General features: G+C 46.2%; 14 protein-coding genes and 1 tRNA gene. 12 read left to right on the top strand and 3 right to left on the bottom strand.

Annotated elements, in window-relative coordinates; all coding sequences use genetic code 11:
* Positions 1–20: 20 nt before the first annotated feature.
* Together QUB37_RS24750 and QUB37_RS24745 are read right to left on the bottom strand one after the other, a co-directional pair.
* Positions 21–635 carry a HEPN domain-containing protein gene (locus QUB37_RS24750; RefSeq protein WP_333167214.1) on the bottom strand — a complete coding sequence of 205 codons (615 nt, stop codon included), beginning with the start codon at positions 633–635 and terminating at the stop codon, positions 21–23.
* Positions 619–1,668, bottom strand: a complete 1,050-nt coding sequence (locus QUB37_RS24745; protein WP_333167212.1) for an AAA family ATPase — start codon at positions 1,666–1,668, stop codon at positions 619–621. The genes QUB37_RS24750 and QUB37_RS24745 overlap by 17 nt, the downstream gene beginning before the upstream one ends.
* A gap of 286 nt (positions 1,669–1,954) precedes the next feature.
* On the opposite strand from QUB37_RS24745, the gene QUB37_RS24740 reads away from it, so the two are divergent.
* From QUB37_RS24740 to QUB37_RS24685, 12 genes are all read left to right on the top strand, one after another.
* Complete coding sequence (locus QUB37_RS24740) at positions 1,955–3,010, top strand: hypothetical protein (protein ID WP_333167210.1); 1,056 nt, start codon at positions 1,955–1,957, stop codon at positions 3,008–3,010.
* Positions 3,011–3,099: 89 nt separating this feature from the next.
* Positions 3,100–3,261 (top strand): hypothetical protein, encoded by a 162-nt coding sequence (locus QUB37_RS24735; RefSeq protein ID WP_333167208.1) that lies wholly within the window; start codon positions 3,100–3,102, stop codon positions 3,259–3,261.
* 494 nt (positions 3,262–3,755) lie between these two features.
* Positions 3,756–4,424 (top strand): DUF3318 domain-containing protein, encoded by a 669-nt coding sequence (locus QUB37_RS24730; protein WP_015178535.1) that lies wholly within the window; start codon positions 3,756–3,758, stop codon positions 4,422–4,424.
* A gap of 396 nt (positions 4,425–4,820) precedes the next feature.
* Positions 4,821–5,822, top strand: a complete 1,002-nt coding sequence (locus tag QUB37_RS24725) for a sugar transferase (protein WP_333162515.1) — start codon at positions 4,821–4,823, stop codon at positions 5,820–5,822.
* 547 nt (positions 5,823–6,369) lie between these two features.
* Positions 6,370–6,807 (top strand): ATP-binding protein, encoded by a 438-nt coding sequence (locus QUB37_RS24720; RefSeq protein WP_333162512.1) that lies wholly within the window; start codon positions 6,370–6,372, stop codon positions 6,805–6,807.
* Positions 6,808–6,968: 161 nt separating this feature from the next.
* Complete coding sequence (locus QUB37_RS24715; protein ID WP_333167205.1) at positions 6,969–8,237, top strand: WcaI family glycosyltransferase; 1,269 nt, start codon at positions 6,969–6,971, stop codon at positions 8,235–8,237.
* A gap of 424 nt (positions 8,238–8,661) precedes the next feature.
* The gene (locus tag QUB37_RS24710; RefSeq protein WP_333167203.1) at positions 8,662–8,796 is read left to right on the top strand and encodes a hypothetical protein; all 135 of its coding nucleotides are present in this window, start codon (positions 8,662–8,664) and stop codon (positions 8,794–8,796) included.
* Positions 8,797–8,834: 38 nt separating this feature from the next.
* Positions 8,835–9,470 (top strand): bis(5'-nucleosyl)-tetraphosphatase (symmetrical) YqeK, encoded by a 636-nt coding sequence (gene yqeK / locus QUB37_RS24705; RefSeq protein WP_333167201.1) that lies wholly within the window; start codon positions 8,835–8,837, stop codon positions 9,468–9,470.
* 137 nt (positions 9,471–9,607) lie between these two features.
* The gene (gene rsfS / locus QUB37_RS24700; RefSeq protein ID WP_333167198.1) at positions 9,608–10,027 is read left to right on the top strand and encodes a ribosome silencing factor; all 420 of its coding nucleotides are present in this window, start codon (positions 9,608–9,610) and stop codon (positions 10,025–10,027) included.
* Between the two features lie 2 nt (positions 10,028–10,029).
* Entirely contained in the window at positions 10,030–10,539 is a 510-nt protein-coding gene (locus QUB37_RS24695; protein ID WP_333167196.1) for a CGLD27 family protein, read from the top strand.
* Between the two features lie 181 nt (positions 10,540–10,720).
* The gene (locus QUB37_RS24690) at positions 10,721–11,674 is read left to right on the top strand and encodes an asparaginase (RefSeq protein ID WP_333167194.1); all 954 of its coding nucleotides are present in this window, start codon (positions 10,721–10,723) and stop codon (positions 11,672–11,674) included.
* A gap of 119 nt (positions 11,675–11,793) precedes the next feature.
* Positions 11,794–11,870: transfer RNA gene (locus tag QUB37_RS24685), tRNA-Met, on the top strand.
* A 413-nt stretch (positions 11,871–12,283) separates the two neighbouring features.
* On the opposite strand, the gene QUB37_RS24680 is transcribed toward QUB37_RS24685, so the two are convergent.
* Positions 12,284–12,472, bottom strand: a complete 189-nt coding sequence (locus QUB37_RS24680; RefSeq protein WP_333167192.1) for a DUF2949 domain-containing protein — start codon at positions 12,470–12,472, stop codon at positions 12,284–12,286.
* Positions 12,473–12,867: the final 395 nt, after the last annotated feature.

Here is a 12,867-nt window from a genome sequence, read left to right as displayed (position 1 = left end):
TTTTAATTAATCGTCGCGGGTTACAAAATGTTGTGTATGCTCTCAACAACTTGCTCAATAAAATCAACTGCTTCATTAACTAATTGTTCATCAATAGGCCAGCGATTCCCTAATGATAAAGTAGGATCTATATCTGCTTCATGTGCAATCTTATTTCGGCGATCGACAATCAGACTTAGTTGTGTTTTTATATCTTTAGCATCTTTAGCCGACCTACCCATGTTAGTAGAGACTTCCTCCCACAACTTTTTATCGCAAATCAGCCGGACAGCATCGGCTATAGCATTTGGCTGCTGAAAACTTTTGTAGCTGTGGCGTTGGCGAATTTCATCTTCTAGCCAAGAATCTATATTTTGTCCTGCCTTTATACCTGCACGAGCGTTACCCAGTGAAATTTGAAACCCCGAAAATGCTGGCGGTTCAGTACGTTGTCCTCGGTGAATCTCTAACATTCCTATCCTGACAACTTCGTGAATATAGTAGTCCAAAGCACTAACTGCTAAAACAAGTGCAGCTCTCAGCATATCTGAAAGATCCAGAACACTGCTAGCTTGAGCTTTTAGAGAATTATGCACAGCAATTAAATCGCGAACGCGGGTAATACTGATGCGAAATAGATCAATTGCTGACTGCATGGCACGTTAACCCAATAACTCTGTCTGCTAGTTTGGAAAAAGCTTCTCTGAAGGGTTTTTGTGCTTTTTGAGCATCTGTTAAAACTTTACCTTTCTGTTCTATTTGCTCAGAGGTGAGGGCAAAAACTGGTGTTTGATGCTCTTGAGACTTAGCAATAAGGCTGTTAAAGTCAGAAATTTTTGCAAGGCAGAAATCACTGCCAATTCCTTGAGAATTGTACATCTGATTATTTAGTAGCATATTATTTATTTGCAAAGATGGTACTAATCTAGTAGAAACAGCTTCTTCAATGGCATTTATCCACTTCTGAAAAGCAGCAGCGGGTTCTTGACGTATTATTCGATAATTTTGAACTACAGTCCCAAGAAAGCGCGGTGTAACTTTTGGAAATGGATAGGCAGCATCTTGCAAAATCCTCATTTCAGAAGCTTTTTGAGCCCAAGCATACCATTTTGGCAAAATTGTTGCCAAAGAATCGATCGCCATTACTGAAAAAAAGTCAGGACTGGTAGGAAGTATAAAAAAATCACTGGTCATCAGTAGATTCTGATTGATTGAGCTTAAACTTGGACTCATATCAATCAAAATATAATCTGCCTCAAATTTATCTGCAGTTTTTTGCAAAAGATATGAAATTGAACCAGGTAAGTTTTGAAGTGCTTGAATTGAACCACTTAGCTCTTGTGCAATTCCTAATGTTACCTCATATTCAGCAAATCCCACATGACCAGGCAACAAAAACAGACCCTCGCAGGCCTCCACTGGTAAACAATCTACAGCCTCAATTAGCTTAGGTCTTGATTCAAATGCAGGTGCTAAGCCTGATTTAATATTCTGTTCTTTTTTATAGACTTCCTCTAGCTCTTCCTTAGTTGAAGACCCCAAAACCATACCTGTGAGGTTGCATTGCGGATCTGCATCCACTAAGATTACTTTTTTTCCCTTGGTGGCTAACATCCATCCTAGATTAAATGTAGTGGTTGTTTTGCTAACGCCGCCCTTGTGATTAAATAGAGCTATTTTTTGAACCATATTTTTTATACTTTTGGGGAAATCAATATTTGAGTATTATAACTCAGGCTATAACTATTATATAGCCTTTCTCAAAAAGGTGAGGTACGAATTTTGACCTGGAAAGCTTGACAATACAGGGTTTCTGTATACCTCATTTATCTGAGAACCGCTATACAGTCAGAGATGAAAAGGCGCACTTTTCCCGAACCCTTCCAGAATTTCAGGCCACACGCCCGTAACATGATCGCAGGTACGATCGCCTATAATCGAAACTAGCCAAACTCTCATCAGTTGCGAAACCGCCATGAGTCAAGACAAGGAAGAAATTAGCTATTCAGAGAAAACAGAACGTCTCAGAGTTATCGGTCAGTTTATCAAAACTGTCACACCGATGATTTGGACGATCGTAATTCTCGTAGTCATCATTCCCCTATTAGGTAACTTTCTAATTTCCCAGTCACTAACAAATACCGGAACCACAGCAGTTGTAGTCTCGCCGCCACACGATTTTAGCAAAGTCAACCAAGACATTAAAAACGCCATCCAAAAATCCCATACAACAGCCGAAACTTTCGCCTCAAAAGAGTTGGACAAATGGGAAAGCGAAGTAATTGCACGAGTAGACAACAGTTTCCTCGATTGGTACTTTGATTACTTCACTCAAAAAAAGATGGAGTTTGCCGTACCTTTTAGCTTCGTGAAATCTGCCATACTCAACAGATTCGATATGACAGAAGCATCTCGTGCTGTTTCCGAAAAATTAACGGAAGACTTTCAAAGAGAATTTGCTAACCGCGTGCTGGTACCCAAAAACGCTCAACTGCGATTTCAATTAATCACTCAAGATACTGCTAATTTGTACATATCAGAAGTTAGCAAGAATGTGAAAGTTGTTCAAAACAATTATAATATACCGCAAGTACAGTGGGACAAATACCTGAATGATATTGCCACCACAATTAGCGACAAAGGAAATGTCTCGAATTTATCATTAAAAGTATTAGTTGGCGGCAGCGGCTACTTAATTGCTAAACCATTAATTTTGGGAGTAGCAGCTAAAGTTGGCAGCAAAGTTACGGCAAAAGTTGCCAGCAAAGCCGCAGCCAAGGTAGCCACAAAAACAGGCGGTACAGTTGCTAGTCAGTTGGGAGTAAGTTTAATCGACCCGATTGTTGGCATCGGGATTATCATCTGGGATTTGTGGGATTACAATCACACAGTCAAAGTAGAAAGACCGATTTTGCGGGCACACATTGTAGAATACTTAAAAGATGTCAAAAAGTCCCTGCTCACAAATCGTGAAAGCGGAATCATGGCAGCAATTTATCAGTTGGAAAGTGGTCTTCTTAAGTCACTTTAATTATTTAAATCGCGTCTGAATGATGTGTATAAATCTCCTAAAAGTGGTGATATCCGCTGCAAGAATGAAAAGGGGTAGACCAGTAGTTAGTGCCAGCAGCGGACGCTCCCACTCGCTACATGAGCGCGATCGAACACCCGACTGTGGGCGATCGCGCTCATGTAGCAAAAAAAGAGAAAAAAATGAATGTTAAACGAGGCAAAAAAAGAGAGGATGTTGGGACAAAAAGAAGAGTTGCACAACTTTATTGACCCTAAAAAGATATCCCATAATGGACGAGGAAAGAAGGTTTTAGACTCATATTACACGGATTAAGTTGTCGCCATTTTTTTTAATTGGCTGTGGATTATGAGTTGTGGCATTTACAGCAGAAGACTTTAAAAGCTCCGATTGACAGGGTATAGTTCGGGGGGGGAGTGCGTTTTACCGATGAAGCTCTACGGCGAGGTTTGTAGGGATTTTCTGAAGTATTTGACGGAGTTGTTTTAGTTCAAAAAGGCATAACTTCTCAGCCGGAAGTTTTGTCGGCTTGGTCGAAATTGCGACAAGAAATCGAACTGTTGATGAAATAGTCGAAAGTCAAGGATCGAGTCGGCAGTTGCGATCGCCCCCTGAGACTAAAATCAAGTAAATTTGCAAGTATTGGTCGATCGACCCCCGTTACTCGACTATATTTGGATTCAAGGTTTGCTATACTCCAGAAATAGACACATATTAACCTTTGGAAAATCAATAGGCCGGAGCTATGACATCCTATGCAACCTCTACAGCAAGAGCCGAGATGAGTGAGATCCGGCGCTTGAAAAACATACTGCCCCCAGAACTCCAAAGTTGGGTAACAGTAGAAAAAACAATAGAAGTTAATCCTACCCTGATCCGCAGCGAAGAAATAGGCAAAGACCAGGTAGAAATCCAAATAGACCTGATCCGCTGGGAACAGCTAGCAATGGATCAGCGTAACCTCCTATTTTGGCACGAAGTCGCCAGAATCCAAAACGACACCATTCCCAGAGACGGTTGGGAAATGGCAGCCCTCGCAATTGGTTTAGGCGGCGCTGTCGGCGAACTTTGGGTGCAAGACGGCTTGCTGCTGTTACTAGCCCTATCCCTGTGCGGCGTCTCCGGCTGGAGACTTTACCAAAAAAACAACGGAGAGAAAAGCTTAAAAGAAGCAGTAGACGCCGACGAAAAAGCCCTCGCCCTGGCAACCCGCTTCGGCTACACTCTCCCAAACGCCTACAAAAGCCTCGGCAGCGCCTTAAAAACATTAATCGAGCAAACTTCCAAAAAACAGCAGCGGGCTAAATACGAAGCTCGTCTCCAGGCCCTCAAACGCAACGCAGCCAAAGCCAAAGCCAAAGTCAAACCCATCACCCGCGAAACCTCCCAGTCAGAAAACGTCTACAATTCTTAACCTCATCCCCCGATGCTTGTTACGGGGGTTTTCCAGTTAACCGTTAACTGTTGACTTCTGTGTTAGCTGTTAACTGTTAACTGCGATGGTTATCCGGTGCGAGAGAGGCACCAAAATTATTAACGACAACATTAATCGGCCTGAATCCACAAAAATCTTGATTCCGATGTCAAAGTTGGGCCGCGACTGCGTTCAAAAATCTTTGCGCCAAAACAGGCACTGGTAGACTCAAGTCTATTTTTGCCTTTGATATCATTCTCGGCGGGCGAGTTTGCAGGCGTTTTTGTAAAGTTTGTATAAAGCTAGCCTTTTGTTAACCATAATATTTGGTAAAGGGGGAGCTGCTAGGACAGAATAGGCTAAAGACATCAGCTTGAAATTTGAAACCAGGACTTCATGGTCAGTCAAACCCCAGAGGCAGATTTTCGGGTAACGTACTCGGACGAAATTCCCTCAGTTCACATACCCGTGCGCTTGAGCGTACTTGAAGCTGTAAACTTCAAGACAACCTGCCAGCAACTTTTTTCGGAAAGCACCACCGTTCCCAGCAAGATTGTCCTAGACTTCAGTCAGACGACATTCATCGACAGTAGCGGGATCGGTGCTTTAGTCAGCAATCTGAAATTTGCCAAACAGCGTGGCAGCGACTTGGTGCTCCAAAGCCTCAAGCCGCAGGTGATGGCAGTATTTGCTCTCACCAGCCTAGATCAAGTGCTGACGATCGAGCAGCCCTCTGCAACCTCAACTCCCACAGAGACCAAGCCCTCGGACAATCAGCTACCGATGACCCACCCCTCAGTGCAATCGTGGGTGAAGCGGCTGATAGACATTGTTGGGGCAATAGTCGGTTTGATAATTACAGGAATTTTGCTCGTACCTATAGCTGCAGCCATCACTATCAACGATCCAGGCCCGATATTTTTCGGTCAAACCCGCTGTGGCTGGATGGGCAGACAATTTCGGATTTGGAAATTTCGATCGATGTGTACCAACGCCGAAGCCATGAAAGCCCAAATCAAAAACCAGGCTTCTGGCGCATTTTTCAAAAATGACAACGACCCGCGGATTACTAAAGTCGGGCGCATCTTACGCAAAACCAGCCTCGATGAACTGCCGCAGTTTTGGAACGTTCTCAAAGGCGAAATGAGTCTAGTCGGCACTAGACCGCCTACTCCAGACGAAGTTGAGCGCTACGAAGTCCCTCAGTGGCAGCGTTTGGATGTCAAACCGGGGATGACAGGGGAATGGCAAGTCAACGGTCGCTCTCAAGTCCGCGATTTTGAAGATGTCATCCGTTTAGATTTAAAATACCAACAAAACTGGAGCCTGGTGTATGACCTCAAACTAATTGTCAAAACTGTAACAGTCCTGTTTAACAAAAATAGTGGCGCTGTGTAGCAACCCTCAACAACCCACCGCTGAACTTTGAGGTGCTGTTGCCAACGGGGGGCGGGAACTCGAAGTTGATACTTAGTCAAGCAGACGATCGCTAACGATAGCTACGTTAGCATTAAGTGTTAAAATTCACACGCCCAGAAAATGCACAGCTAGTTGCCAGCTCTGCAATTAGAGCATTAATAATTAGCAATTAGCCAGTTCGAGGTCATACTCGAATGATCCCAGCATGATTTTCGAGGACGAGAAGAACTAACCTGTGTTTAGAAAAGTAGCGACTGCTAACACGGTCGAAGCTTAAATCACTTCCTCGCAAGCTGACTCGGGAATTTTCCCTATTTAAACGCCCTACCGAGGCGGGTTACAGTATCGGAAGTCTCTCATTTGCTGTGCGAGTAAATGGTGCGAAAGGAATGCTCACCTTGAGGCAAAACGGGCTTCTTCAACTCAAGCTTGACTTAACTAATATGTTGCCAAGACCTTGCCCTCCTTTTTCTCTCCCTCCGGCGCTGAGTACAGCGGTGGTGGGGGCCGACCAGGGGGAAGAAAGATGAAAGACAAGCAACCAAAGGCCGAGCCGCACCTTCAGGTTGAAACAGACCTGAATGCTTTAACATCCGTTTTGGAATGGTTGGAGAATATCGTTTTGCCCCTGCTGCCAGCCGATTTTTGGTGGCAGTGCCGGCTGATAATCAACGAAGGCTTTACAAACGCTGTCCGCCACGCTCACCAGAACTTGCCCTCCACAACGCCCATAGACATTGAGGTAAAAGTGTTTGCCGATTACTTAGAAATTAGGATTTGGGACAGGGGTCAACCCTTCAACTTAGAAGCAAAGCTGCACTCGATTATGCAAGAGCAGCGCGATCCTTTGGACAGAGAAGGAGAAAGGGGACTGGTGTTCATGTACAAGCTCACAGACGACCTTCGGTATATCCGTACCGACGATCGCCGCAACTGCCTGGTAATGCGAAAAAACATTAGCTGAGGGCGCGATACCCGCCCGGTCAGGGCGGCTTCTTTCGCAAGCAGTGGAAGATCCCCTCGCCGCCTATTGTCCTACCCGGAACCCAACCACATCGTCTGCAATTCTGCGGGTGCAGGCTCGATGCACGCGGCTGCAGGACAATTTGCTTCAAAATAAATATTATGCGTATTCTAATTTATTCCTATAACTACTATCCAGAGCCGATCGGCATTGCCCCCCTGATGACAGAACTAGCGCAAGGCTTAGTCAAGCGCGGTCACCAAGTCCGAGTCGTCACAGGAATGCCCAACTATCCCCAGCGCCGGATTTATCCGCAATATGAGGGCAAATTTTACCTCACCGAAGAACACAACGGCGTCACAATTCAGCGCAGCTATCTGCGCGTCAACGGCCCCCACCCCAGCCTCCTAGACCGACTTGTGCTAGACGGCAGTTTTGTCGTATCCAGCGCCGTCCAAGCCTTCAGAGGCTGGCGTCCCGACGTGATTTTCTCAACAATGCCCCCTTTACCGATTTGCGTCCCAGTCGCCTTTTACGGCTGGATTCGCGCGTGCCCGATCGTCCTCAACGTTCAGGATATAGTCTCAGAAGCAGCCGTGCGCGTCGGCTTGGTCAAAAAAAACGGACTGCTAGTTCGCATTGCTGACGCTTTGGAAAAATTGGCCTACCACACAGCCAGCCAAGTCAGCGTCATCGACAGCGGTTTTGTCAAAAAATTGCATTCTCAGGGAGTACCCCCCGAAAAAATAGTTTGCGTTCCCAATTGGGTGGATGTTAATTTCATTCGGCCCTTACCCAAGGAAAGTAACTCATTTCGAGAAACTCACAAACTCAAGGGCAAATTTGTAGTTCTCTATGCTGGCAATATTGCCCTAACTCAAGGCTTGCAAACAGTTGTCCAAGCAGCGGCTCGTTTGAAACACATAACCGAAATCGCTTTTGTAATTGTGGGGGAATCAACAGCCTTGGCGCGCTTGCAACAAGATTGCGAAACTTACAAAGCTAATAATGTAATGCTGCTACCATTTGAACCGCGAGAAAAATTGCCAGAATTGTTAGCTGCTGCTGATGTTAGTTTAGTCGTACAAAAGCGCCGCGTTACTAACTTCAATATGCCTTCAAAAATCCAAGTAATTCTCGCCAGCGGCAGGGCTATTTTGGCGTCGGTTCCCGAAACTGGTACGGCCCAGAAAGCAGTGCAGCAAAGCGGTGGCGGGGTGGTGGTAGCGCCGGAAGATCCGGAGGCTTTGGCTGAGGCTGTTGAGGATTTGTACCTGCACCCTGCTAAGGTGGATGCGTTGGGCGAGCAGGGCAGAAATTATGCTGTGGAGAATTACGGATTTGAGGAAGCTTTGAATCATTATGAAGCTTTATTTGCGGCGGTGGCAGCGAGTCATGCTGAGAAAATATTGGCGCCGCTGCCAAAATAAGATAACCGCTTGAAATCGTGCCTACTTAGAGTGCCAAAAGATGTTCCTAGCAGTACAGAAATAACGTTCGTTAACATAAATACAAAAAAAAATGAAATACTGATGGTTGAGCGATTTAAGTCGCCAATAAAACGAGAACTTGAACTGTCCCCGCCGCCATCCAGAAAGACCTGACTACCCGGATAAAAAGTAAAATACAGATTACTTAAACAGACTTTTGACTTCCCGTTACAGCCATTTTTATTAAAGTTTTTAGAAAAAGTTTTTAGGTTGAATTAAGAAAATACTCCTAAAAATTCCCAGAGAAGCTAGCAGCGGCTCAACGACAAAATAACCTTTGATAGCACTGACTAAAAATAGAAAAAATGAGAGAATTACCAAAAATAGCAAGTCCATTAGACTAATTGTTCAGCTAGGGAATGTTTTGAAGATTCCAGCAGTTACCAGAAAAGATAACGTATCTCCCAAACAGCCGATCGCCCCCTTCACCCCTCCCCATGCCAGAAGCCACCACACCCCTGCGTGCCCGACGCAGCAGCCGATCGAAACAAAACGCTAAAATAAAAATATTAGATCACACAATTTCGGAGTTAATACTTGGCACTTGCACCCGCGCGCGAAAACGTCCTAGCTTGGCTCTCTGACCGCGTTCCTGCTGCCCGGATCAAACACATCCTCGGAGTCGAACAAGTAGCAGGTGACTTGGCTCGCCATTACGGCCTTGACGAAGCAAAAGCCCGAACGGCAGGTTTGTTGCACGATTTGGCAAAATACTTCAAACCTCAACTGCTGCTGCAAATGGCCCAGAAGGAAGGTTTAGAGTTAGACTCAGTGTTGGAAGCACACCCGCATTTGCTGCACGCAGACGCCAGCGCGATCGTCGCCAGAGACGAATTCGGGGTGGTCGATCGAGAAATTTTGGACGCAATCGCCAATCACACCCTCGGCAGACCAAACATGAGCCAGCTCAGTTGTACCGTATTCATAGCAGATACCATAGAGCCGAGCCGCGGCAACACACCCCAACTAGAAGCACTGCGCGAGGCAAGCTTGCAAAATCTTTATGCAGCCGTGTGGCAAACTAGCGATTATTCTCTGAAATATTTGCTAGAAACTCGCTGCTACATCCACCCCCGCACCGTACTTACGCGGAATTGGGCGCTGCAAATGGCCCGCGAATCGCAGGAAACAGGAAATTCGACCCAGAAGTCGATCGAACAAATCACAAGTTAAAAGTAAAATTTATCAGCAATCCTGTGCTTACTTTTGGCTTCAACCTAACTCCTATTTCCCGTCTCAAACTGCCAACAACCGATCGCGAAAGCACACCGATTCCCCCTTACCGTATCAATTAGGAACTTAAACACTTAATGTCAGATCTAACTCAACTCGAATACTCCAGGGATCAGTCTACAGCAACGGATAGCACCTCCCCAGACGAAGCTCGCGGCCTGATCATGACCGTTGCCCAAGCAGCCGATGACCGCAAAGCAGTAGATATTGTATTGCTCCGCGTGTCAGAAGTCTGCTATTTAGCAGACTACTTCGCGATCATCACCGGATTTTCCAACGTGCAGGTACGAGCAATCTCCCAAGCAATAGCAGACCAAGTGGAAGAAGAGTGGCAACGCTTGCCACTTCGTACACAAGGCCTATCAGACGCTAGTTGGGTCGTCATGGACTACGGCGACGCGATCATTCACATTTTGAAACCTCAAGAGCGGGAGTTCTACAATTTAGAAGCGTTCTGGGGACACGCCGAACGCATTGACTTTTCCCCCGCGCCGTGAGGATGGCTAATGTGAAAAACGTTTCTGCTTCTATTTGTCCCGTTCCGCAAGAACAGCGACCGATCAATGAATACCAAGAACTTAAAGAATCCTGGTTTTTTAGCTGGGTAACACTCAATTGGCCCGGATACCTGGCAAAACTAGCTTGGGTGTGGGCTTGGAGTTGCTTGGTATCGGTGCCGATAGCTGCTTCTAGCTTTGCTCCAAGCAAGTATCCAGCTCAGTTTGTCCTGTGCGGTGCCGCAGGTGCCGGTTTTATTCTAGGATTAGCTTTGCTGCGACTCTACTTGGGTTGGTTCTACGTGCGATCGCGCCTTTCAAATCCCACGGTCGTCTACGAAGAGTCTGGCTGGTACGATTGTCAATCTTGGCCTAAAACTCCCGAAGTTTTTCTTCAAGATCAGTTGATTGTCAACTACCAACTAGAACCAATTCTCAGGCGTCTGCGGCAGACATTTTATGGTTTGACAGTATTGCTGATTGCCGGGGGACTAACTTGGAGTTGTTTGTAATCGCGAATGGAAGGGAGTTTTGAGTTTTGAGATTGCCGCCCACAGCCAACAACACGCACGGAGTGCATGAGTGAGAAACGATCGCAGAAAGATTAACTTTATAACTCTTAACTGGCAGCTCGCAACTCATAACTTCCACCAGCCCCAATCTAAAATCTAAAATCTAAAATCTAAAATTGATATGACAAGGGGAAAACGAACCCAAGCTCCCGAACTGGAAGTCACATTGCTGCGCGAAGGTATTGTGGAATCGAGGCACCGCGCCCAGGCCGCTGTCTGTGACAATCGCGGGCGCGTTCTGTCTGTTGCTGGTAACTCGGAAACGGCCTCATTTGTCCGTTCTTCACTCAAGCCTTTTCAAGCTTTGGCGGTGACGGCGACTGGCACTTTAGAACGCTACGAATTGACCGATCGAGATTTAGCGATTATTTGCAGTTCCCATCAAGGTACGATCGAGCAATCGCGCCAGGTATTTAACGTCCTGTGGCGCTGCGACATTGACCCCTCTAAACTTCAATGCCCCATTCCCGAAGGCAAAAAGAGCGCCCTGCAATACAACTGCTCCGGCAAACACGCCGGGATGCTGGCTGTCTGCCAGCAACTGCACTGGCCTATGGAAACTTATTTGCGCCGCAAACATCCTGTCCAGCAGCTTATTTTGGGCAAAGTGGCTGACTTGCTGGCAATGCCTGCCGAAGAGTTTATCAGCGCTCGTGACGACTGCGGCGCTCCTACCTATCTGTTGCAGTTGGGGCAAATGGCGTCTTTGTACGCTCAGTTAGCCTCCGGCAACAATGTGGATATGGAGCGGATTGTCCGCGCTATGACTCATCACCCGATGATGGTTGCCGGTGAGGGCAAATTTGACACGGAACTGATGCGCTTGACTCAAGGGGAATTGGTGAGCAAGTCCGGTGCCGAAGGGGTGCAGTGCATTGGCCGCGTTGGCGAAGGCATGGGCTTGGCAATTAAGGTGACGGATGGGGGAAAGCGTGCTCAATTTGCTGTGGCTATTCACTTGCTCAAGCAGTTGGGGTGGATTACTCCGACGATCGCCGAAACTCTTTCGGAGACTTACCTGACTCTCAGCGAGTTCAAGCGCTTGGAGGTAATCGGGGAAGTTTCGATGCTTTAGGGCGATCGAGACTCTGATCCGATTTCAGCAACCCCTCCCACCATCTAAAAAGTTTTTTTGATGGAGGGGTTGCAATTTTTAGAAAAATGTGTTTATATTAGTAAAGAGACAAAAAGCGACGCGGGATAGAGCAGCCTGGTAGCTCGTCGGGCTCATAACCCGAAGGTCAGTGGTTCAAATCCACTTCCCGCCACCAAATTAAACAAGACAAGCCCCGGCATCCTAAAAGTTGCAGGGGTTTGTTTTATGCCGTCTGTTTGATGCCTTCTGCGATCGCCTCTTCGACAGACAGATTGATATCGTTTCCGGTTGCACGAGCGCCTTGATAGAGAGGACACCGCACTGCCGTCTCCAAAGCTGTGGGTAATATTAATTCCGATGCTGCCAGATTGGATATGAAAGCAGTTTATTTTAGGCGGCAACAGAAAAGAGGACACAGCAGTGCTGTGTCCGTACTGTATATTGGTATTTTTTAAATTGGGACAAAATAAGACCCACCCTCAACCTAAACACTCAACCCTATACTTTTCGACGACCGTTTGTGCAAGCTTTATTTGTCAAAAAATTGCAATCCGATATCCATATTTTTTAACTCAGGATTTTAAATTGCTAAGCCGGCTGAGCTTCCAACCAATCAAAAATCAGGTTTAACTGTTCCAGTGTTACTAACCCGTATTGCCACAGAACCATCGGCAGTTCGCTGGCATCTTGTTCACCGTGTCGGAGAGCAACGGCGATCGCCGAATTCGATATCGCCAACTCTCCTCGCAAATAATCGATCAGTTGAGCCTTTCTCATCACCTTCACCGCCAGTTTTATGCGCTATTGTAAAGATATGTATCTAATCAGTCTGTATCGAAAGTTTAATTGGTCTAATTTTAGGTTTACAATAGAGAACCATGTGTGATGGAAACCGCACAAAACTGGTGATAAAACTCAGATAAAAAAGCGATCGCAGTCACAATAACTCCGAGAATCAAATATGGGGTTCCGCGAGCGATCGTTTGCTTCAAATGAATTCATGTGAACTACCAGACGCTGACCACTTCATTGGTACAGCGCTGGCTTCCTGATTCAACGGGGCGGCGCGTCCAACAAAACCGAAGTTTTGCCTCTTCGACTTACATCCCCTCCACAGGCAGAAGCGCTAGTTCCTAACGCCAAAATCCGCAAGGCTTCATTTCTAATGTTGA

This window comes from Microcoleus sp. AT3-A2 (assembly GCF_036705685.1).
GTDB lineage: Bacteria > Cyanobacteriota > Cyanobacteriia > Cyanobacteriales > Microcoleaceae > Microcoleus.
Note: the sequence above shows the minus strand (reverse complement) of the source record. Positions and strands in the feature narration are given on the sequence as shown.